The organism is Mycobacterium sp. 141 (genome assembly GCF_000382405.1).
In the GTDB taxonomy this organism is placed as follows: domain Bacteria; phylum Actinomycetota; class Actinomycetes; order Mycobacteriales; family Mycobacteriaceae; genus Mycobacterium.
Map to the genome: position 1 here is coordinate 265,688 of NZ_KB908255.1, position 21,893 is coordinate 287,580.

At 65.7% G+C, this 21,893-nt stretch carries 19 protein-coding genes and 1 pseudogene; 11 read left to right on the plus strand and 9 right to left on the minus strand.

Features of this window, described 5'->3' with window-relative positions:
* Window positions 1–12 precede the first annotated feature (12 nt).
* Window positions 13–2,103 carry a transketolase gene (tkt, locus tag H276_RS0101365; RefSeq protein ID WP_019969511.1) on the minus strand — a complete coding sequence of 697 codons (2,091 nt, stop codon included), beginning with the start codon at window positions 2,101–2,103 and terminating at the stop codon, window positions 13–15.
* 624 nt (window positions 2,104–2,727) lie between these two features.
* On the opposite strand from tkt, the gene H276_RS0101370 reads away from it, so the two are divergent.
* Window positions 2,728–3,654, plus strand: coding sequence for a heme o synthase (locus H276_RS0101370; RefSeq protein ID WP_019969512.1), 927 nt, complete (start codon window positions 2,728–2,730; stop codon window positions 3,652–3,654).
* 52 nt (window positions 3,655–3,706) lie between these two features.
* Here H276_RS0101370 and H276_RS0101375 read toward each other — a convergent pair whose 3' ends face one another.
* Window positions 3,707–4,681: a quinone oxidoreductase gene (locus tag H276_RS0101375; protein WP_026356451.1), complete on the minus strand. Its 975-nt coding sequence runs from the start codon at window positions 4,679–4,681 to the stop codon at window positions 3,707–3,709.
* Window positions 4,682–4,791: 110 nt separating this feature from the next.
* On the opposite strand from H276_RS0101375, the gene H276_RS0101380 reads away from it, so the two are divergent.
* Complete coding sequence (locus H276_RS0101380) at window positions 4,792–5,760, plus strand: RimK family alpha-L-glutamate ligase (RefSeq protein ID WP_026356452.1); 969 nt, start codon at window positions 4,792–4,794, stop codon at window positions 5,758–5,760.
* Here H276_RS0101380 and H276_RS0101385 read toward each other — a convergent pair.
* The 4 genes from H276_RS0101385 to mptB all read right to left on the minus strand — a co-directional run bounded on the left by H276_RS0101385 (window position 5,656) and on the right by mptB (window position 10,199).
* The gene (locus tag H276_RS0101385; RefSeq protein ID WP_196807818.1) at window positions 5,656–6,639 is read right to left on the minus strand and encodes a heme A synthase; all 984 of its coding nucleotides are present in this window, start codon (window positions 6,637–6,639) and stop codon (window positions 5,656–5,658) included. The two genes, H276_RS0101380 and H276_RS0101385, sit on opposite strands and share 105 nt — an antisense overlap.
* 82 nt (window positions 6,640–6,721) lie before the next feature.
* Window positions 6,722–7,501: an ABC transporter permease gene (locus H276_RS0101390; protein WP_026356453.1), complete on the minus strand. Its 780-nt coding sequence runs from the start codon at window positions 7,499–7,501 to the stop codon at window positions 6,722–6,724.
* Between the two features lie 74 nt (window positions 7,502–7,575).
* Window positions 7,576–8,529, minus strand: coding sequence for an ABC transporter ATP-binding protein (locus H276_RS0101395; protein WP_036460461.1), 954 nt, complete (start codon window positions 8,527–8,529; stop codon window positions 7,576–7,578).
* Entirely contained in the window at window positions 8,526–10,199 is a 1,674-nt protein-coding gene (gene mptB / locus H276_RS0101400; RefSeq protein ID WP_019969517.1) for a polyprenol phosphomannose-dependent alpha 1,6 mannosyltransferase MptB, read from the minus strand. The genes H276_RS0101395 and mptB overlap by 4 nt, the downstream gene beginning before the upstream one ends.
* Window positions 10,200–10,352: 153 nt before the next feature.
* Between mptB and H276_RS0101405 the strand changes: the two genes are divergently transcribed.
* The 7 genes from H276_RS0101405 (at window position 10,353) to H276_RS0101435 (ending at window position 16,624) form a co-directional block, all read left to right on the plus strand.
* Window positions 10,353–11,105, plus strand: a complete 753-nt coding sequence (locus H276_RS0101405) for a metalloregulator ArsR/SmtB family transcription factor (protein ID WP_019969518.1) — start codon at window positions 10,353–10,355, stop codon at window positions 11,103–11,105.
* A complete protein-coding gene (gene sufB, locus H276_RS0101410) occupies window positions 11,102–12,532 on the plus strand; it encodes a Fe-S cluster assembly protein SufB (protein ID WP_019969519.1) in 1,431 nt (476 codons plus the stop codon). The genes H276_RS0101405 and sufB overlap by 4 nt, the downstream gene beginning before the upstream one ends.
* Entirely contained in the window at window positions 12,532–13,731 is a 1,200-nt protein-coding gene (sufD, locus tag H276_RS0101415; protein WP_019969520.1) for a Fe-S cluster assembly protein SufD, read from the plus strand. The genes sufB and sufD overlap by 1 nt, the downstream gene beginning before the upstream one ends.
* Window positions 13,728–14,495: a Fe-S cluster assembly ATPase SufC gene (gene sufC, locus H276_RS0101420; RefSeq protein WP_019969521.1), complete on the plus strand. Its 768-nt coding sequence runs from the start codon at window positions 13,728–13,730 to the stop codon at window positions 14,493–14,495. Before sufD ends, sufC begins: the two co-directional genes overlap by 4 nt.
* A 79-nt stretch (window positions 14,496–14,574) precedes the next feature.
* A complete protein-coding gene (locus H276_RS0101425; protein ID WP_019969522.1) occupies window positions 14,575–15,831 on the plus strand; it encodes a cysteine desulfurase in 1,257 nt (418 codons plus the stop codon).
* Window positions 15,832–15,833: 2 nt separating this feature from the next.
* Window positions 15,834–16,286, plus strand: coding sequence for a Fe-S cluster assembly sulfur transfer protein SufU (gene sufU / locus H276_RS0101430; RefSeq protein WP_369758387.1), 453 nt, complete (start codon window positions 15,834–15,836; stop codon window positions 16,284–16,286).
* Complete coding sequence (locus tag H276_RS0101435; protein ID WP_019969524.1) at window positions 16,283–16,624, plus strand: metal-sulfur cluster assembly factor; 342 nt, start codon at window positions 16,283–16,285, stop codon at window positions 16,622–16,624. Before sufU ends, H276_RS0101435 begins: the two co-directional genes overlap by 4 nt.
* A gap of 175 nt (window positions 16,625–16,799) precedes the next feature.
* On the opposite strand, the pseudogene H276_RS0101440 reads toward H276_RS0101435, so the two are convergent.
* Both H276_RS0101440 and H276_RS0101445 read right to left on the minus strand, forming a co-directional pair.
* Window positions 16,800–17,420, minus strand: a pseudogene (locus H276_RS0101440) (IS701 family transposase); the annotation flags it as partial.
* Window positions 17,421–17,680: 260 nt separating this feature from the next.
* The gene (locus tag H276_RS0101445) at window positions 17,681–17,893 is read right to left on the minus strand and encodes a three-helix bundle dimerization domain-containing protein (RefSeq protein WP_019969526.1); all 213 of its coding nucleotides are present in this window, start codon (window positions 17,891–17,893) and stop codon (window positions 17,681–17,683) included.
* A gap of 138 nt (window positions 17,894–18,031) precedes the next feature.
* Here H276_RS0101445 and H276_RS23545 point away from each other — a divergent pair, with 138 nt between their 5' ends.
* The gene (locus H276_RS23545; RefSeq protein WP_019969527.1) at window positions 18,032–18,535 is read left to right on the plus strand and encodes a hypothetical protein; all 504 of its coding nucleotides are present in this window, start codon (window positions 18,032–18,034) and stop codon (window positions 18,533–18,535) included.
* A gap of 108 nt (window positions 18,536–18,643) precedes the next feature.
* On the opposite strand, the gene H276_RS0101455 is transcribed toward H276_RS23545, so the two are convergent.
* Window positions 18,644–19,306 (minus strand): DUF5994 family protein, encoded by a 663-nt coding sequence (locus tag H276_RS0101455; RefSeq protein WP_019969528.1) that lies wholly within the window; start codon window positions 19,304–19,306, stop codon window positions 18,644–18,646.
* Window positions 19,307–20,156: 850 nt separating this feature from the next.
* Between H276_RS0101455 and ctaD the strand changes: the two genes are divergently transcribed.
* Window positions 20,157–21,884 (plus strand): cytochrome c oxidase subunit I, encoded by a 1,728-nt coding sequence (ctaD, locus tag H276_RS0101465; protein WP_026356456.1) that lies wholly within the window; start codon window positions 20,157–20,159, stop codon window positions 21,882–21,884.
* The last annotated feature ends 9 nt before the right edge of the window (window positions 21,885–21,893 follow it).

Genomic DNA, 21,893 nt, shown 5'->3' on the forward strand with positions numbered 1-21,893 from the left:
TCGCCTTCTTTACTAGTTGTTCAGGGATCGTTCCGCTGCGGCCACCACGGCTTCGGGGGTGAATCCGAACTCGCGGAACAACGTCTTGTCGTCGGCCGATGCGCCGTAGTGCTCGATGGACACGATCTCACCGGTGTCACCGACCAGCTTGTGCCACGGCTGGGCGATACCGGCCTCGACCGCGACCCTCGCCGACACGCTCGGTGGCAGCACCGAGTCGCGGTACTCCTGTGGCTGGTTCTCGAACCATTCCACACACGGCATCGACACCACGCTGGCCGTAACGCCCTTGTCGGCCAACGACTTCTGCGCCGCGACCGCCAGCTGCAGTTCCGAGCCGGTGGCGATGATGACCACGTCGGGGTCCTCGTCGGAGGCGCCACCGAGCACGTAGCCGCCGCGGGCCACGCCCTCAGCGTCGGTGCCCTCCAGTACCGGCACACCCTGCCGGGTCAGGATCAACCCCACGGGTCCGGTGTTGGCCCCGCGCTCCAGCACGGCCTTCCATGCGTAGGCGGTCTCGTTCGGGTCGCCCGGGCGCACCACCGACAGGTTCGGGATCGCCCGCAGCGCCGCCACGTGCTCGATCGGCTGATGGGTCGGGCCGTCCTCGCCCAGCCCGATCGAATCGTGCGTCCACACGTAGATCGGGTCGATGTCCATCAGGGCGGCCAGCCGCACCGACGGGCGCATGTAATCGGCGAACTGCAGGAACGTGCCGCCGTAGGCCCGGGTTGGGCCGTGCAGCACGATGCCGGCCAGGATGGCGCCCATCCCATGCTCGCGGATGCCGAAGTGCAAGTTGCGGCCGTACCAGCTCATGGTCCAGTCATGGGTCGACTGCGACGGCGGGCCGAACGACATGGCGCCCTTGATGATGGTGTTGTTGCTCCCGGCGAGGTCGGCCGAACCGCCCCACAGCTCGGGCAGCTTCGGCCCGACGGCGGACAGCACCGCACCGGAGGCGGCGCGGGTGGCCACCGGCTTGGAGTCGGTTTCCCAGTGCGGCAGGTCGGCGTCCCAGCCCTCGGGCAGCTCACGGGCCAACAGGCGGTCCAGCAGCGCCTTGCGCTCCGGTTCCCGCTTGGCCCAGGCGTCGAAGGAGACCTGCCACTCGTCGTGCGCCTGCTTGCCGCGGGCCACGAGTTCGCGAGTGTGGGCGATGACATCGGCACGCACATCGAAGGACTTGTCGGGATCGAAACCGAGGACCTTCTTGGTCGCCGCGACCTCATCGGCGCCCAGCGCCGCGCCGTGCACGTCGCCGGTGTTCATCTTGGTGGGCGACGGGTAGCCGATGATGGTGCGCACCGCGATGAACGACGGCTTGTCCGTGACCTTCTTGGCCTCGGCGATGGCCGCTTCGATGGCTACGACATCCTCGCCACCCTCGACCTCCTGGACATGCCAGCCGTAGGCGCGGTAGCGGGCCGGGGTGTCCTCGGTCAGGGCGATCTGGGTGTCGTGCTCGATGGAGATCTTGTTGTCGTCCCAGAAGACGATGAGGTTGCCCAGCTGCTGCGTGCCGGCCAGCGACGACGCCTCGCTGGTGACGCCCTCCTCGATGTCACCGTCGGAGGCGATCACATAGATGTAGTGGTCGAACGGGCTCTCGCCGGGAGCAGCGTCCGGGTCGAACAGGCCGCGCTCGTAGCGGGCGGCCATGGCCATCCCGACCGCGGAGGCCAGGCCTTGACCCAACGGACCGGTGGTGATCTCGACACCCTTGGTGTGGCGGTACTCGGGATGTCCCGGGGTCAGCGAACCCCAGGTGCGCAGTGCCTCGATGTCGGCCAGTTCCAGGCCGAAACCGCCGAGGTACAGCTGGAGGTACAAGGTCAAGCTGGAGTGCCCACACGACAGCACAAACCGGTCGCGGCCGATCCAATGAGTGTCGCTGGGATCGTGGCGCATCTGGCGCTGGAACAGCGTGTAGGCCAGGGGAGCCAGACTCATGGCGGTACCCGGGTGCCCGTTGCCCACCTTCTGCACCGCGTCGGCGGCCAGCACGCGGACGGTGTCGACGGCGACCGAGTCGAGGTCCGTCCAGTCGTTCGGGTGGTTCGGGCGGGTCAGGGCGGAGATCTCTTCGACGGTGGTCACTACGTCGCTCCTAAAGTTCTGAATCGATTATGCCGAGCCGTGCGCGGTCGAGCGCACGGCTTCCTGAGACACCTTAGCGTGAGTCCACCTGATGAGCTGAGATCAGCCCAGATTCAGCCCGGATTCGGTCGTGGCGGATCGTGATTTTCGCTTTGTGAGCGTGCCGGGACGCTGCTCTGGCCAACTTTTCCGCTTTGTTCGGGTCGGGCCTCGCGGCGGATTGTGAGGCGGCGGTCGATTCAGGTCGCGGCCGGGATCCAGCCATCACCGCCTATATAAGCCCACCAGATGCTCATCGGACACCGACTCGAGTCGGCGGGCATGACCGAACATGAACTCGCGCAACAAGGTTGCGACTGACCGGAGGCGCCTTCTCTTGAACCGGGCTACTGCTGCTTCAGGAGAGCCGATGATCCCAGCTCAGGCAGCGCGACGCCGCCCGTGTCCGCCGAAATCGGTCGTTGGGTCGACGCTTGGTGCTGCGGGCTCATCCGAGGTAGGCCCGTTGGCCTGCGATCACCCGGCCGTTTACCTGAATCGACCCTGCGGTGACGGGCACTCAGGCTCGCGGTCTACCATCGTCCGTAGTAGAAGTCGCTTGCTGTCACCCGAGGAGTTATTTGCGTGAGCATTCGCGAGCGCCGTTCCCTCGGTGGCGCGCCGAGCCGCATACGCACCACTTTTCTGGCGTATCTGGCACTCACCAAGCCGCGTGTCATCGAACTGCTGCTGGTGACGGCTATCCCCGCGATGCTGTTCGCGCATCGCGGTGTCGTTGACCCACTGCTGATCCTGAACACGCTGATCGGCGGCATGATGGCCGCTGCAGGTGCCAACACGCTCAACTGCGTGGCCGATGCCGACATCGACAAGGTGATGAAGCGCACCGCCCGCCGGCCACTGGCCCGGGCTTCGGTGCCCACCCGCCACGCGCTGATCTTCGGCTTGGTGCTCACGGTGGCGTCGTTCGCCTGGCTGTGGTGGACCACCAACCTGCTGTCGGGGCTGTTGGGCCTGGCCACGATCGCGTTCTACGTCTTCGTCTACACCCTTCTGCTCAAGCGGCGCACCTCGCAGAACGTGGTGTGGGGTGGTGCGGCCGGATGCATGCCGGTGATGATCGGCTGGTCGGCGGTCACCGGAACCATCCAGTGGCCCGCGTTGGTGATGTTCCTGGTCATTTTCTTTTGGACGCCGCCGCACACCTGGGCACTAGCGATGCGCTACAAGGATGACTACAAGGCGGCCGGGGTGCCGATGCTGCCCGCAGTGGCCACCGAGCAGCACGTGACCAAGCAGATCGTCATCTATACCTGGCTCACCGTGGTGACGACGCTCGTGCTGGCGCTGGCCACCGGCTGGCTGTACGCGTCGGTCGCGGTGCTTGCCGGAGCATGGTTCCTGGTGATGGCTCATCAGCTGTACTCCGGAGTGAAGCGCGGCGAGCCCGTCAAGCCGCTGCGGCTGTTCCTGCAGTCCAACAACTACCTCGCGGTGGTGTTCTGCGCGCTGGCCGTGGACTCAGCGCTCGCCTTGCCGACACTGTTCTGATCCGGCAATCCCCGGGGCGAAACCCCGAGCGTATTCGGTCAACGCTGCCGATTCAGGGCACCAGGACGATCGAACCCACGGTCTTACGACCCTGCAGGTCCGTGTGGGCCTGGGCCGCTTCGGCGAGCGGGTAGCGGCCACCGACGGTGATGTTGATGGTCCCGTTGGCGATCGCATTGATCAGTTCTCCGGCCCGCCACGAGAATTCGTCGGGCGTGCGGGTGTAGTGCGCCAGTGTCGGCCGGGTGAGGAACACCGATCCCGACGAGTTGAGGCGCTGCGGGTCAACCGGCGGAACCGGACCGCTGGCCGCGCCGAACAGAGCAAGCGTGCCGCGCACCGCCAGGCTGGCCAGGCTCGCGTCGAACGTGGACTTGCCGACACCGTCGTAGACAGCGGCGACCCCGAGACCGCCGGTGAGGTCGCGGATCTCCTCGGCGAATTCTGCCGGGTCATCGGGGTAGTCGAGCACCTCGACAGCACCGGCCTGCCGGGACAATTGGGCCTTTTCCGGTGTCGACGCCGTGGTGATCACCCGGGTGCCGATGCTGGTCGCCCACTGCGTGAGGATCAACCCGACGCCGCCGGCGCCCGCGTGCAGCAGGACGGTGTCCGACGGCTGCACCGGATAGGTCGACTTGATGAGGTAGTGCGCGGTCATACCCTTGAGCAATGCGGAAGCCACCGCGTCCGGAGCCACGCGGTCCGGTACGTAGGCACTGAAATCTGCCGGGGCAACGCAGTACTCGGCATAGGCCCCGGTGGCGTTGGCGGTCACCACCCGGTCGCCTACGGCGAGTGCCGCCACATCGTCACCGATTGCGGCGACCGTGCCGCACACCTCGGTGCCGACGACGAACGGCAGCTCGCGCGGATAGAGGCCGGACCGGAAGTAGGTGTCGATGAAGTTGACGCCGATTGCCTCGGCCTTGATCAGTATCTCGCCCGGGCCAGGGGTGGGCTCGGACAGTTCGATGAACTTGAGGACCTCGGGTCCACCGGTCTCGGCGACTTCGATCGCGTGCATGCTGACCATCCTGCCAAGTGCTGGCAGTTCCCGTGCTCCGCGACGCGCAGCCAGGGCCCGTGACACCCTTGTAAGTGGCCCGTCGACCGGTACCGACCATGGAGGCTTGTGTGAAGCTCGCCCGTCCGGACATCTTCCATCCGCGCATCGTGTTCGCCAGTTGCCCGGCACTGCCCGACGGCGACGGTGACGACGACGGTCTCATCGCGGCGTTGCGCACGCGAGGGCTGCATGCCCGGTGGCTGCCCTGGGACGACCCTGCGACGCGGGATGCGGATCTGGTGGTGCTCCGGGCAACCTGGGACTACGTCGACCGGCTCGACGAGTTCCTGGCGTGGACCCGCTCGGTGCGTAACCTCATCAACGCGCCCAGCCTGGTGGCGTGGAACACCGACAAGCATTATTTGATCGACCTGGAGGCTACGGGGGTGCCGGTGATTCCCACGCGGTATTTCCCGGTCGGCCATGCGGTGACCGTTCCGGCGGGCGAGGTGGTGGTGAAACCCGCCGTCGGTGCGGGTTCGCAAGGGGCGCAACGGTTTGTCGACGCCACGGCCGCCGCGGCTCATGCCGCGGCCTTGCACGCGCAGGGGCGGGCTGTTCTGGTGCAGCCCTATGACCCCAGGATCGCCGCGGGCGAGTCGGCCCTGGTGTTCCTCAACGGCGAGGAATCCCACGCGTTCACCAAGGGCCCGATACTCCCGCCGGCAGGTAGCGGCCCGGAGTTCGAGGAGACCGGAACCTTCGCGACCGAATCTCTGTCCGCGGCCGAACCCGAGGACGAGGTCTGGGAAGTCGGACGGCTGGCGATCGCGGCGGTGACGCGGATGTTCGACATCGACCCGGGCGACCTGCTCTATGCCCGGGTGGATGTGATCGGCGGCGCCAGGGCGAGCGCAGCGACGGGGCAAGGTCCCGACAATCCCCGACTGCTGGAACTCGAACTCGTCGAACCGTCGCTCGGTTTCCGGCAGCTAAGCCCCGTCAACCGAGCTGACGCCGAACGGCAATTCGCGCTCGGCGTCGAATCGGCCTTGGAGCGGCTCGGGCTCGGCCCGCTCTCGCATCGACGCCCATAGCGCCGCGGTCGCGGCCGTGCACGCAGCCGCCCCGGCGACGTGCACAGCCACCAGCGCCGCAGGCACCCCCGTGTAGAACTGCACGATCCCCACCAGCCCCTGGCCGCACACCAGGATCAGCAGCACACCCAACCGGATCATGACCGGCCGCGGCGCATGCACGGCGGTGAGCGCAAACCCCAGCGCGATGAGCAGCGACAGATACGCGACCAGCAGCGATGAATGCGCATGCACCAGGGTGGTGATCTCGACCTGCAGGCGCGGCACCACGCGGTCGAGGCTCTTGTCCCCGGCGTGCGGGCCTGCGCCGGTGACAAGGGTGCCCGTCACCAGGATCGCAGCCAGAATGACGGCGCTCAGTGCGGTCAACTGCCGTAATGGCTTTGTCACCCGCACGGTCGGCATTCCGTCGTCGGGCTGGCCGACCTTGACGTACAGCAGAACGGAGAGCCACACCATGGTCATCGAGGCCAGCAGGTGGATGGCCACGGTCCACCACAGCAGGCCGGTCCGGACGGTGATACCGCCGATGACGGCCTGCACCACCGTGGACGCGGGCATCAGCCAGGCGTAGATCAGCACCTCGCGACGGCGTCGGGCCCGGGTGACTGCCAGCACGGCCGCCGCGGCGGTCAGCACCACCAGGAAGGTGATCATCCGGTTGCCGAATTCGACGACCTGATGCACCACGGCGACCTCGGCATGGGGAACCGGGGTGAAACTTCCAGGGAAGCACTGCGGCCAGGTCGGGCACCCCAAGCCGGAAGCCGTCACCCGCACGATCGCGCCGGTCACCGCGATACCGCCCTGGGTCAGGATCACCAGGAATGCGACGATGCGCTGGGCCCGCAGGCTCGGTTCGGGCAGCACATCGACCAGTCGCAGAAGAAGGCGTCCGACGGTCACGGGCTGATCGTAGATGAACCGAAACTACAGTTCGTAGTAGGGGCTGGTGGGCTCATCAGGTGAACCGGAACCAGCGCATCGCGCACACCGCGGCGACCGCGCCCCACACCACCAGCACGATCACGCCGAACCAGTCCACCGACAGGGACATTGCTCGGGTCAGCGCTTCGGTGAGGGCACCCGACGGGGTGAGCCGGGCCGCCCACCGCAGTGTCGACGGCACCAGGCCGCCATCCAGCGTCAGCGCTCCGAAGCCAGCAAAGACGAACCACAGCAGATTCGCCAACGCCAGCACGATCTCGGCCTTGAGTGTGCCGCCCAGCAGAAGCCCCAGCGCAGCGAAACTGGCCGTGCCGAGCGCCATGATCACCGCACCCAGCGCCAGACCCGCAGGCGCCGGGCGCCAACCGAGCGCAAAACCGATGGCGCCCAACAGGATCGCCTGCAGGAACACGACGGTGATCACGGCCAGCGCCTTGCCCGCGATGATGCCCCACACCGGTAGCGCGGTCGCGCCGAGCCGCTTCAGTGCGCCGTAGCGGCGATCGAACGCCACAGCGATGGCCTGCCCGGTGAAGGCCGTGGAGATCAGGGCCAACGCCATGATCGGCGGGGTGAACGTGGCGGCGCGATGCTCGCCGAACGACCCCAGCGGCAGCAGGGTCATCCCGATCAGCAGCGTGATCGGGATAAACATGGTCAGCAGCAACTGCTCGCCGTTGCGCAGCAACAATTTGAGCTCGAGCTCGTACTGCGCGGCCAGCATCTTCTGCACACTGGCCGGCCGGGGGTCGGGGGAGAACGTTCCGGGCTCGAAGCGGTTGGCCGTCGTCATCTCGTTATCCGTCATATCGTTGGTTCCTCGCGCAAGCGCTCGTCCGTATCATTGGTTCCTCGCGCAAGCGCTCGTCATCCGCGTAGCTCGCGTCCGGTCAGGTCCAGGAACACGTCCTCCAGGCTGCGTTGCTCCACCCGCATGTCGGTGGCCAGCACGTCCAGCCGCGCACACCAAGCCGTCACGGTGGCCAGCACCTGCGGATCGATGTGCCCCTCGACCAGGTATTCACCCGGTGCGCTCTCGATGGCCTTGTAGTTCTCCGGCAGCGCCCCGACCAGCAGGGACAGGTCGAGCTTGCGGGGTGCGCTGAAACGGAGTTGGTTCTCCGCGCCGCTGCGCATCAGTTCGGCGGGTGTGCCGGTGGCCACCACCACACCGTGGTCGATGATCACGATGTTGTCCGCGAGCTCCTCCGCTTCGGCCAGCTGATGCGTCGTGAGCACCACTGTCACACCGTCACGACGGAGGGCATCGATCAACTCCCACACCACGATTCGGGCGTGCGCGTCCATACCTGCGGTCGGCTCGTCGAGGAATACCAACTCGGGACGGCCGACCACCGCGCACGCCAGGGCCAGCCGCTGCTGCTGCCCGCCCGAAAGCCGGCGGTAGGTGGTGCGGGCGGATTCGGTCAGCCCGAGGGTGTCCATCAGCCAGGCGGGGTCCAGCGGGTTGGCCGCATACGACGCCACCAGGTTGAGCATTTCACCGGCACGCGCGGCCGGGTAGCCACCGCCGCCCTGCAGCATCACGCCGATCCGCTCGCGCAGCCGATCGTTGTCGGTGACGGGATCCAGGCCGAGGATCTCGACGGTGCCGCCGTCGGGCTGGATGAAGCCCTCACACATCTCGACGGTGGTGGTCTTGCCTGCGCCGTTGGGGCCGAGCAGGGCCAGTACCTGGGCCCGGTGGACCTGCAGGTCGAGACCGGACACCGCCGTCGTCGAGCCGTACAGCTTGGTGACGCCGCGCAGCAGCACGGGTATTTCAGACGGGGAGCCATCAGAGCCGGAACGCGAGTTCACGGGGACCCAGCGTAGGCGTCGGATGTGGCCGCCGGTGCCGCCGGTGGCCTCGTGGCCGGCTGGGGCAACCCGCGCCACGGCAACCTGCGCCAAGTCAGCCCGATCAGGATCAGCACGATCACCGCGCTCGCAAGCGTCGCCATGACAATCTGGAACAGCGCAAACCGGTCGCCGTTGGCCGTGGGGCCGAAGATGCCCACGACGAGTGTCAGCACGATGGTGGCGCCGCGGAAGCCGGGGCGGGTGGCCCAGGCGGCGAGCGGAACGATCGCCCACAGCAGGTACCACGGCTGCACCACGGGGAACAGCAGGACGGTGGCGCCCAGGGCGACTCCGAGACCGCCGACCGGATGCAGGCGACCGCGCATCACCGCCAGTAGTAGCAAGGTGACGACAACGGCGATGATCGAGACGCCGATCGCGCGGGTCAACGCCAGTACCGCGGTGGTGTGGTCGCCGAGACCAAGCAGGATGCCCACCTGCCCGGTGCCCAGCGCCAGCAGGGTCGGGGGTGACATCCAGCTGCGCACCACGTTCGCGGTGCCCAGGGTGAACAGCCAGCCGAAGCCCAGGCCGCTGGCCCAGCCGATGATCACCATCACCACCAGCGACACCGCGCCCAACGAGAAGCTCGCGAGGAAGAACGCTTTCACAGTGCCGCCCCAGCGCCACGCCAATGCCATCGCGACGAATCCGAGTGCCAGCAGCGAGGGAAGTTTGACCTGCGACGACATGGTGATCAGCACCGCACCCAGGAGCAGCATCGCCATCGGTTGCCAGCGGGCCCAGTCGGCGGCGGTGCGCGGCCAGGTGTGTGAGGGGATCAGTGGGCGGCTCGAATCGATGCCGCGCAGCGCGAACTCGGTGCCGGCGAGCATAAGGCCGAGCATCAGTGCCTCGTTGTGGATGCCTGCGACGAGGTGCATGAACAGCAGTGGGTTACACGGGCCCAGCCACAGCGCGCTGACCTCGGCGACACCGCAGCGGTGGGCCAGTCGAGGGGTAGCCCACACGATGAGTCCGACGCCGACCAGCACCACTAGCCGGTGGCACAACACGGCCGCGACGATGTTCTCTCCGGTGATCCCCGAGATGGTTTGTCCGATCCAGAGGAACAGCGGTCCGTAGGGCGCCGGGGTCTCCCGCCACAGGCTGGGCACGGACAGGGTGAAGACGTGGTCGAGGCCCAGACCGGTGGCGGGGCCCACACGGTATGGATCGAGCCCGAGCAGCGCGATTTCACTCTGGGCCAGGTAGGAGTAGACATCCTTGCTGTACATCGGCGGTGCGATCAGCAGCGGCAGCATCCACAGCATCAGCGTGCGGTCGAGCTGGCTGCGCGACATACGGCGCGGGCCGAGCGCGAACCGGCCCAGCATCAGCCAGGCCAGCGCCATCATGACTGCGCCGGTGGTGGTCATCGTCAGCGACACCGTCTGGATGCGGGACGGCAGGTTGAGCAGCCGCACTCCGAACGTCGGATCCTGCACCACCGGACGGGCGCCGGCGCCCAGCGCCCCGATGGCCATCAGGACGGTGCCGGTGGCGCCGAACAGCCTCGTCCGGCGCAGTGCGACGACTTCGGCATCGTGGAGAGGCGAGCCGACCGCACGTTCGTCGCCGTGCCACCGGGCGATCGACGAGCTGACGGATGACAGGCGGCTGGCCATCAGAGCAGCGTAACCGTCAATGTTGGGTGGTCCGGGCAGGCTCAGGCCAGGCAAGGGCCGGGTAGGGGTGGCTCAGATCACGTAAGGTTACCCTTGCTAGAACCGCTCGCTGAATTCCGTCACAATAGTGTTGTGAAAATCCGTTCGGGCGGGATGCGTGAGGCTGGGGCCGGTTCGTCGGCCCCTGTCGGCGTTGCTGGCGTCTCCGACGGTCAGACGCGCAGCGCCATCATCCAACTGCTGCTCGAGGGCCCGGTCACTGCCGGGCAGATCGGTGAGCGTCTCGGCATTTCGGCCGCGGGAGTACGTCGCCATCTCGACGCCCTCATCGACGCCGGCGATGCCCAAGCCAGTGCCGCCGCGCGCTGGCAGCACACCGGCCGCGGCCGGCCGGCCAAGCGCTACCAGCTGACATCGGCCGGGCGGGCCAAGCTCGGCCACACCTACGACGATCTGGCGGTCGCGGCCATCCGGCAACTACGCGAGATCGGCGGTAAGGATGCAGTCCGGACTTTCGCGCGGCGTCGTATCGACACCATCCTGGCGGGTGTGACCGTGGGCTCCGGCAATGTGGCGGAAGCCGCGGATCGGGTGGCCGCGGCGATGACCAAGGCCGGGTACGCGACCACCACCAACCCGGTCAGCGGGCCTGTCCGCGGCGTGCAGATCTGCCAGCACCACTGTCCGGTGTCCCACGTCGCCGAGGAATTCCCCGAACTGTGTGAGACGGAACGCGAGGCGTTCGCCGAAATCCTGGGAACCCACGTGCAGCGGCTGGCCACGATCGTCAACGGTGACTGTGCCTGTACCACCCACGTCCCACTCGATCACGACAATTCATCCGACGTTCGGAGCGCAGCCCACGCCCGGACCGCCACCACTATCGATCAAGGAGCGGCGACATGACCATCACGCCCGATATGCCACTGACCCAGGAAGAGACCATCGCGTCGCTGGGGAAGTACGGCTACGGCTGGTCGGATTCCGATGCCGCGGGCGCCAGCGCGCAACGCGGTCTTTCTGAGGCCGTCGTACGTGATATCTCGGGGAAGAAGAACGAGCCGGAATGGATGCTCGAGACTCGGCTCAGGGCGCTGCGCACGTTCGACAAGAAACCGATGCCGCACTGGGGTGCCAATCTCGACGACATCGATTTCGACAACATCAAGTACTTCGTGCGGTCCACTGAGAAGCAGGCTGCGTCCTGGGAGGAACTGCCCGAGGACATTCGCAACACCTACGACCGCCTGGGTATCCCAGAGGCCGAGAAGCAGCGGCTGGTGGCGGGTGTGGCGGCCCAGTACGAGTCGGAGGTGGTGTACCACCAGATTCGCGAAGACCTTGAGGCCCAAGGCGTCATCTTCCTTGACACCGACTCGGGGCTACGCGAGTACCCGGAGATCTTCAAGCAGTACTTCGGCACCGTGATCCCGGCAGGCGACAACAAGTTCTCCGCGCTCAACACCGCGGTGTGGTCGGGCGGATCGTTCATCTACGTGCCTCCGGGCGTGCATGTCGACATCCCGCTGCAGGCCTACTTCCGGATCAACACCGAGAACATGGGCCAGTTCGAGCGGACACTCATCATCGCGGACGAGGGCTCCTACGTGCACTACGTCGAGGGATGTACTGCGCCTATCTACAAGTCGGATTCGCTGCACTCGGCCGTCGTCGAGATCATCGTCAAGCCCGGCGCCCGGGTGCGCTACACCACGATCCAGAACTGGTCGAACAACGTCTATAACCTGGTCACCAAGCGGGCGCGGGCCGAAGCCGGCGCCACCATGGAGTGGATCGACGGCAACATCGGCTCCAAGGTCACCATGAAGTACCCGGCCGTGTGGATGACCGGCGAGCACGCCAAGGGCGAGGTGCTCTCGGTGGCGTTCGCCGGTGAGGGTCAGCACCAGGACACCGGCGCCAAGATGCTGCACCTGGCGCCGAACACGTCCTCCAACATCGTGTCCAAGTCGGTGGCGCGCGGTGGCGGCCGCTCCTCCTACCGAGGTCTGGTTCAAATCAACAAGGGTGCACACGGATCGCGATCCAGCGTGAAATGCGATGCGCTGCTGGTCGATACCATCAGCCGCTCGGACACCTACCCGTACGTCGACATCCGCGAGGACGACGTCACGATGGGCCACGAGGCCACGGTGTCGAAGGTCAGTGAGGATCAGCTGTTCTACCTGATGAGCCGCGGAATGACCGAGGACGAGGCGATGGCAATGGTGGTGCGCGGCTTCGTCGAGCCGATCGCCAAGGAACTGCCGATGGAATACGCACTTGAGCTCAACCGGCTCATCGAGCTGCAGATGGAAGGCGCGGTCGGCTAGTGGGGAATCTGACAGAGGCCGTTGAAGGTACCAACTCCGGCTCGACGTTGGCTGCCGACAATAAGGGTGAGATCTTCACGTCCTTCGACGTCAACGCCTTCGAGGTGCCGCATGGCCGCGACGAGATCTGGCGGTTCACCCCGCTCAAGAGGCTTCGCGGCCTGCACAACGGGTCCGCCCCCGTGACCGGCAGTGCGCTGATCGAGGTGTCCGAGCGTCCCGGCGTCACCGTCGAGACCGCGGAGCGTGGCGATGATCGGCTGGGGCAGGGCGGCGTGCCCGCGGACCGCGTTGCAGCCCAGGCATTCTCGTCGTTCGGCCACGCCACGATCGTCACGGTTGGGCGGAATACCCAGGTCGCCGAGCCGATCGAGATCATCGTCAACGGCCCCGGCGAGGGTTCGACGGCCTACGGGCACCTGCAGGTGCGGGTCGAGGAGCTCGGCGAAGCCGTGGTGGTCCTCGACCAGCGTGGCGGCGGAACCTACGCCGACAACGTCGAATTCGTCGTTGGCGATGCTGCGCAGCTGAAGGTTGTGTCGATCGCCGACTGGGATGACGACGTCGTGCATGTCAGCACGCATCACGCGACGCTGGGCAAGGACGCCGTGCTGCGGCATTTCGCGGTCACCCTCGGCGGCGACGTCGCGCGGCTGACCGGACGGGTGCGGTTCACCGCCCCCGGCGGGGACGCCGAACTGCTCGGCCTGTACTTCGCCGACGACGGTCAGTACTTCGAATCGCGGCTGCTGGTTGATCACGCCTATCCGAACTGCCGGTCGCACGTCACGTACAAGGGTGCGCTGCAAGGGGATCCGTCTTCGAAAAAGCCCGACACCCACACCGTGTGGATCGGTGACGTGCTGATCCGCGCCGAGGCCACTGGCACCGACACCTACGAGGTGAACCGCAACCTGGTGCTCACCGACGGCGCGCGCGCCGACTCGGTGCCCAACCTGGAGATCGAGACCGGCGAGATCATCGGCGCCGGGCACGCCAGCGCCACCGGCCGATTCGACGATGAGCAGCTGTTCTACCTGCAGGCCCGCGGTATCCCCGAGGAACAGGCCCGGCGCCTGGTGGTACGCGGATTCTTCGGCGAATTGATCCAGAAGATCTCCGTCCCCGCGGTCCGGGAGCGCCTCACCGCGGCCATCGAACACGAACTTGAGCAAACCGAAGGAACCACGCACGCATGAGCACTCTGGAAATCAAGGACCTCCACGTCAGCGTCGCGGCCAAGGATGCCGCCGAAGAGATTCCCATTCTCAAGGGCGTCGACCTCACCGTGAAGTCGGGCGAGACGCATGCGGTGATGGGGCCCAACGGATCCGGCAAGTCCACGCTGTCCTACGCCATCGCCGGCCACCCCAAGTACGTTGTGACCTCCGGTTCGATCACCCTCGACGGCCAGAACGTGCTGGAGATGACCATTGACGAAAGAGCGCGAGCTGGCCTCTTTTTGGCGATGCAGTACCCGATCGAGGTACCCGGCGTGTCGATGTCGAACTTCCTGCGCACCGCGGCCACCGCGGTCCGCGGCGAGGCACCGAAGCTGCGGCACTGGGTCAAGGAAGTCAAGGCCGCGATGAGCGATTTGGAGATCGACCCGGCGTTCGGTGAGCGCAGCGTCAACGAGGGCTTCTCCGGCGGTGAGAAGAAGCGCCACGAGATTCTGCAGCTGAGCCTGCTCAAGCCCAAGATCGCAATCCTCGACGAGACGGACTCGGGCCTGGACGTGGACGCGCTGCGGGTCGTCAGCGAGGGTGTCAACCGTTACTCGGAAGAGACCCACGGCGGCATTCTGCTCATCACGCACTACACCCGGATCCTGCGCTACATCCACCCGCAGTTCGTGCACGTGTTCGTCGGCGGGCGCATCGTGGAATCCGGTGGGCCCGAGCTGGCCGACGAGCTCGAAGAGAACGGATACGTGCGCTTCACCCAAGCCGTCGGAGCCTGACATGACGCGGACGCGAGGAGCAAGATAGTGACGCGGACGCGAGGAGCAAGATAGTGACGCGGACGCGAGGAGCAAAATAGTGACCGCGGCAGCGCAGACGCTCGATCTGGCCGAACTGTTCAGGATCCGCGCCGATTTCCCCATCCTGAGTCGCGTGATGCGTAGTGGAAACCAGTTGGCCTACCTGGATTCCGGGGCGACCTCGCAGAAGCCGCTGGCCGTGCTCGATGCCGAACGGAACTTCCTGACTACATCCAATGGAGCGGTGCACCGCGGTGCTCATCAATTGATGGAGGAGTCCACCGACGCTTACGAGCAGGGCCGAGCCGACATCGCGGCATTCGTCGGCGCCGACCCGGACGAGTTGGTGTTCACCAAGAACGCCACCGAATCGCTCAACCTGGTGGCGTATGTGCTGGGGGACAAGCGGTTCGAGCGGGCCGTCGGACCGGGCGACGTGATCGTCACGACCGAGCTGGAACACCACGCCAATCTGATTCCGTGGCAAGAGCTGGCGCAGCGCACCGGGGCGACGCTGAAGTGGTACTCGGTCACCGAGGACGGCCGTATCGACCTGGATTCGCTGGAACTCGACGAGCGCGTGAAAGTGGTGGCGTTCAGCCATCATTCGAACGTGACGGGGGCGATTGCCCCCGTATCCGAGCTGGTGTCGCGCGCCAAGGCAGTCGGGGCACTGACGGTGCTGGACGCCTGCCAGTCGGTGCCGCACCAGCCGGTCGATTTCCACGCGCTCGACGTCGACTTCGCCGCGTTCTCCGGTCACAAGATGCTGGGACCCACCGGAATCGGTGTGCTCTACGGCCGGTCGGAGCTGCTGAACTCGATGCCCCCCTTCATCACCGGCGGATCGATGATCGAGACCGTCACGATGGAGAAGACCACTTACGCCCCGGCGCCGCAGCGGTTCGAGGCCGGCACACCGATGACGTCGCAGGTGGTCGGATTAGCCGCCGCCGCACGTTATTTGACCGCGATCGGGATGCCCGCGGTCGAGGCGCACGAAGCCGAGCTGGTGGCTGCCGCCCTGGAAGGACTAGCGGGGCTGCCGGACGTTCGCATCATCGGACCGACGTCCATGGAACTTCGTGGATCACCTGTGAGCTTCGTAGTCGACGGCATCCACGCCCACGATGTCGGGCAGGTGATCGACGACGATGGCGTGGCGGTGCGGGTCGGGCATCACTGCGCCTGGCCGTTGCATCGCCGGTTCGGCATCGCCGCGACCGCGCGCGCATCGTTCGCGGTGTACAACACACTCGACGAAGTGGACCGGTTGGTGGCCGGGGTGAAACGCGCCGTGGAGTTTTTCTCGTGAGAATGGAACAGATGTACCAGGATGTCATCCTGGACCACTACAAGCATCCCCATCACCGGGGGCTGCGGGAACCGTTCGCAGCCGAGGTACATCACGTCAATCCCACCTGCGGAGACGAGGTGACCCTGCGGGTGACGCTGTCCGACGACGGCGACACCGTCACCGATATCTCATATGACGGGCAGGGCTGTTCGATCAGCCAGGCGTCCACCTCGGTGCTGACCGATCAGGTGATCGGACAGAGTATCGGCGACGCACTCGGTACAGTCGCCGCGTTCACCGAGATGATTTCCTCCCGCGGCAACGTCGAGGGGGACGAAGATGTCATTGGTGACGGCATCGCGTTCGCCGGGGTCGCCAAGTACCCGGCGCGGGTGAAGTGTGCGTTGCTGGGTTGGACAGCCTTCAAGGCCGCGCTTGCCGAGGCCAACGATTCGCACAGGGAGACGGCATGACCGAGACCACCAATGACGAGCTGCTGGCAGACGTCGAGGAGGCCATGCGCGACGTCGTCGATCCGGAGCTGGGGATCAACGTCGTCGACCTCGGCCTGGTGTACGGCTTGAACGTCGAAAAAGAGGACAGTGGCACCGTCGCGCTGATCGACATGACACTGACATCGCCGGCCTGCCCGTTGACCGACGTGATCGAGGATCAGTCGCGGACCGCTCTGGTGGGCGCCGGGCTCGTGGATGAGCTCCGGATCAACTGGGTGTGGAACCCGCCGTGGGGCCCCGACAAGATCACCGACGAAGGTCGTGAACAGCTGCGCGCGCTCGGTTTCACCGTCTAGTACTGCAACGGCACTTGAGTGAGTGGGTGGCCTCGTCGTCGGTAGTGACTATGTCGAGCTTGGTGTTGGCGTCGGCGGCGCCATCGCGACCAGATCCACACATGCTCGGGTGTGTCGGCGTGTCGCAGCATCAGGTGCACCGGCAAGCGGCGGATCTCCGGCAGCGTCAACGCGATCATGTCCTGACTGGCGGCGCCGGTTCCCCTTTTACGGCAAGGGTTCTCGTGGCAGACAGCCAGGCCAGCGCGAGCATCGACAGCGTGATGTGGGCGTACCACGCACGCCAGGTGCGGGCCTGGTAGTGGTCGAGCCCGGCCTCGTTCTTGGCTTGCTGGAAACATTCCTCGACGTGCCAGCATGATCCCGCGGCCCAGGCCAGAACGGCCATGGTCACCCGGCGGGGTCCGCAGCAGACGTAGTAGGCGATCTCGTTCGGGTCGGCGACCGAGCGCCGGGCTGGTAGCCAGTGTCCGCGTTCGGGCGCCCAGCCGATGCGGATCCGGACCCGCGCCCAGTCGTAGATCCTGGGGCCGTACGCGCCAGCGCCGGCCGAAATACGTTGCCACGCTTGTGGTACCAGCCTGGCGGTCAGGGTGTCCGCGCGGACCTCGCCGCTACCGGTAGTGATCATCGTATCGTTTCGGCGGGTGGCCAACACGTAGGCGGCGTCGTGGGTCTCCAACCATAACCGCAGGTACTTGACCTGACCGTATGCTTCGTCGGCGGTGCCCCACGCAAACGGCACCTTGGCATCTAGAGCGCGGGCGAGCATGGCGATGGCCTGGCGCGGGTTAGACGGTGTGAGGGGCTGGGGCCGCTCACATATGAACGTGGGTTGCCGCGATGGTGCAGAGCATCACACGGCCATTGGGTTCGCCCATCGCTCACGGTTCCATCCCGTACCAGGTGAGCATGTCCTCGGTGTCGTAGTGCCGCGAGTGGGATCTGCCGAGGACAGACCCGCGCAATGGTCGCCAGGCACCCATGGACAGCGACCTTGCCCGGAAATGGCGTCGCCCCAGTCGCATTCGACAGGGGCGACCCAGTCAAGCGTGGTTAGGCGCTGGTGGCCATCTGATGCTGTGCGAGGCGCTGGCGCGCATGTTTCTCGACGAACAGCGGGACGAAATCACGGATGGGGCGGCGATCAAACCGGGCGTAAGCGTCGCTGACAGCGGCATCGACATCAGCAGCAGCGACCCCGGGGAACTCCTGGTGCAGCCTACGTTTGACCTCTGCGAGCGCGATCTGCTCGACAACATTGCTCATCGTCTACCAGAATCCATGCCCACCCGCTTGCCGTCAACCACTCGTTACATGAACTCTGCGGGAGCGGCAGACGTCACAGCAGGCAGGCCCGAACCGTTGGGTGAGCGTGCACACTCTGGCGGTGGCACGATAATCGCCGTGACCGATCCGAACGGCGCCCAGGCCGCGGTACTGATCGCTGCACTCACCGAGCAGCTCCTCGACATGACCCCTAAGCTGCTGACCGCCGAGCGCCAAGCCGACAGGCGACACGCCATCCGGGCACGAACAATGCGCCAGGTCGCTGCTGAACTGCGCCGCGACCAGTTCCTCATCACCCGGCTGCGCCACCGTTTCCCCGCCGCCGAGGCCGCGGTTACCAATGAACTGCCCGACACGGACACCGCGACCGCCAGCGTTGACGGCACCCGCCCAAGTACACACTCAGCAATGACGAGCGCAGAGTCGCCACCGGCTGTGTTGCGGCAGCGGTTCCACGCCGCTCTCAACGATGCGATCATCCGAGGACGGGCCCCAGATCATCACATCGGTCTCGGACCCCACACTCTCGCAGCAGTCACACTCGTCGCCAGAGACCACCCTGACGCCACCGCCGAGCTCATCGCCGACGCCAGCGACACCTTTGACCGCGAACACCGCTGACCGCCGCACAAGAGCGGTAGCCGCGACCGCGCCGGTGGAGTGTGCACAACGATGCCGCGACGCGATAGCTGGTTTGTCGGCTATCGCGATCCGGGCGATGAACCGAATCTATCCGCGACCGCGGACCGCGTGGTGTTCGCGATGGATGCGGTTGTTGACGATGTGCTCGACAAGGATCGGCACGAATGTTTGGATGCGGGCGTCGTCGAAGCGTTCCGCGGCCTCACCACACCATCGCAGAATCTGAGCGTTGCGCTGCGGGCTGTTCAATCCTTCGTGATCGGCCAACTTCTTGGCGACGTCGGCCAGCGATCGAGCCATCGGCGCGTTGGTGCGTTGAGACGGGGCTCGCCGCGGTATCTGGTCGAGTATTAGCCCGGCTTCCTGCGGCTCAGTATCCGGATCGACGACACGCAATGTCAGATGGTGGCCGTCCTGGCCGATGAGAATGACCGCGCCCGGCTCGTCACTCTCGAAACCGACCACCTCGACCGGCTGATGATGGTCGCCCAGACTGATCCGGGCCGGCGGGGCGATCCATCCATCACGGCTGTAGGCCACCAGCACCACCGACGGCAGGTATCGCTCGATGGCGGCGACGAGGTCAGGTAGCTCATCCTCAAGACGTTTGGAGGCCGGCCACCACGCCCCGTCGATGTGTTCGGCAATTTCGCGACGGCCCGACAAGCGCAGCCGATCACATCCCCGCGAATAGCGAACTGCATCGACGCCCTCGTCGGGCAGCGCCGGCATCTGATGTGTTTTGTCCATGCCCTAACTGTGCCCTGTTGCAGCCGGGGGCAATACGGCCATTAGTCCCTCAGTTCTGCGCAAAAAACGCTCTGTCACAACAAAATTGAACTATTGATAAACGAGATGCCAATAGAACGTTGATGTTCGCTCACTAATTCGGCGTGACTCTGTTGGCGCTCAGGAAAGAGCGCGAGTTCGGTGGGGTGTCAGCATGTGCCACCTGCAGTGTCATGCCGGTGACCAGATGCGTTGCCTTGTCGGTTGTTCCGATGAATGCGTCGAGGCCCGATGGAGAGCTGCCCGGCTGCAGATGGCGCGTCGCACCACGAACGTCGCGCATCCGCACCACGTCACTGTCGCACCGGCGAGCCAGACACTGCGCGGAGACCGGCCGCGTCGTCGTCCCGGCGGCCCTAGCCAACGGCTTGGCAGGGTGCGGCCCAGATGATCTCCGTCACGTGTGCCTGAGTGCGGGTGCGGATTCTACCTGACCTACTCACAGCCCCAGCGGATCGGACAGGCCCAACTCAACTGACACAGGCTGCCGACCAAATCGTCCTGTTCGGTGGTCGCGGTCACTGCGGACCTCCTCGGAACCGACGGGTGATGTCGGCTGCCAGCGGTGCGCATGCCGGCACGGCCGCCGCGTCTGCCTGGGCGACGAAGCGCACTGCGCCGATGTCAAGGGCACAAAGTCCCTAACTATCAAGGCCGTCCGTATCTTGCCGATGCAGAGTGCCGCGCGGAAAACTGTGGGTCCTGACCTGCACCACTGTCGGCGGAAGTGTGAGGCCACACCTGGCGCTACTGCCGGAATCGCGGCGGCCGGATGTGCACGCTCACGCCGACCCAACGATAGGGAGACCTGGTGAGTGCCCAAGCGCCCCCAATCGGAGAACTCGAGGCGCGTCGTCCTTTTCCGGAACGGATGGGCCCCAAGGGCAACCTGGTCTACAAGGTCATCACGACCACCGATCACAAGTTGATCGGCATCATGTACTGCGTCGCATGCTTTACCTTCTTCTTCATCGGTGGGCTGATGGCCCTGTTCCTGCGCACGGAACTGGCACTACCCGGCCTGCAGTTCCTGTCCAACGAGCAGTTCAACCAGTTGTTCACCATGCACGGCACCGCAATGCTGCTGTTCTACGCGACGCCGATCGTGTTCGGGTTCGCGAACCTGGTGCTGCCGCTGCAGATCGGTGCGCCCGATGTGGCGTTCCCGCGGTTGAACGCATTGTCGTTCTGGCTGTTCCTGTTCGGTGCGCTGATCGCCCTCTCGGGGTTCATCACCCCCGGTGGTGCAGCCGATTTCGGCTGGACGGCCTATTCGCCACTCTCGGATGCGATCCACTCGCCCGGCGTGGGTGGTGGCCTGTGGATCATGGGTCTGGCCGTCGGTGGTCTGGGCACCATCCTCGGTGGCGTCAACATGATCACGACGGTGGTGTGCATGCGTGCCCCGGGTATGACGATGTTCCGGATGCCGGTGTTCACCTGGAACATCCTGGTCACCTCGATCCTGGTGCTGATCGTCTTCCCGATCCTGACCGCCGCGCTGTTTGGCCTGGCGGCCGACCGCGTGCTGGGCGCGCACATTTATGACCCGGCCAACGGGGGTGTCCTGTTGTGGCAGCACCTGTTCTGGTTCTTCGGCCACCCCGAGGTCTACATCATCGCGCTGCCGTTCTTCGGCATCGTGTCGGAGATCTTCCCGGTGTTCAGCCGCAAGCCCATCTTCGGTTACACCACGCTGATCTACGCCACCATCAGCATCGCGGCCCTGTCCATCGCGGTGTGGGCGCACCACATGTACGCCACCGGCGCGGTGCTGCTGCCGTTCTTCTCGTTCATGACGTTCCTGATCGCGGTCCCGACCGGGATCAAGTTCTTCAACTGGATCGGCACCATGTGGAAGGGTCAGTTGACGTTCGAGACGCCGATGCTGTTCTCGGTGGGCTTCCTGATCACGTTCCTGCTCGGTGGTCTGTCCGGTGTGCTGTTGGCCAGCCCGCCGATCGACTTCCACGTCACCGACAGCTATTTCGTTATCGCGCACTTCCACTACGTGCTGTTCGGCACCATCGTGTTCGCCACCTACGCGGGCATTTACTTCTGGTTCCCGAAGATGACCGGACGCCTGCTCGACGAGCGCTTGGGCAAGCTGCACTTCTGGCTGACCTTCATCGGCTTCCACACCACCTTCCTGGTGCAGCACTGGCTGGGTGATGAGGGCATGCCTCGCCGCTACGCCGACTACCTGGCCAGCGACGGCTTCACCACCCTCAACGTGGTCTCCACCATCGGGTCGTTTATCCTGGGCGTCTCGACGCTGCCGTTCGTGTGGAATATATTTAAGAGCTGGCGTTACGGCGAGCCGGTGACCGTGGACGATCCGTGGGGTTACGGTAACTCGTTGGAGTGGGCGACCTCGTGCCCGCCGCCGCGGCACAACTTCACCGAGCTGCCCCGCATCCGGTCGGAGCGTCCGGCGTTCGAGTTGCACTACCCGCACATGGTCGAGCGCATGCGCGCCGAGGCCCACGTGGGTCGCTCACACCACCCTGAACTCGAAACCGTGGACCAGTCCAGTTGACGGTTAACG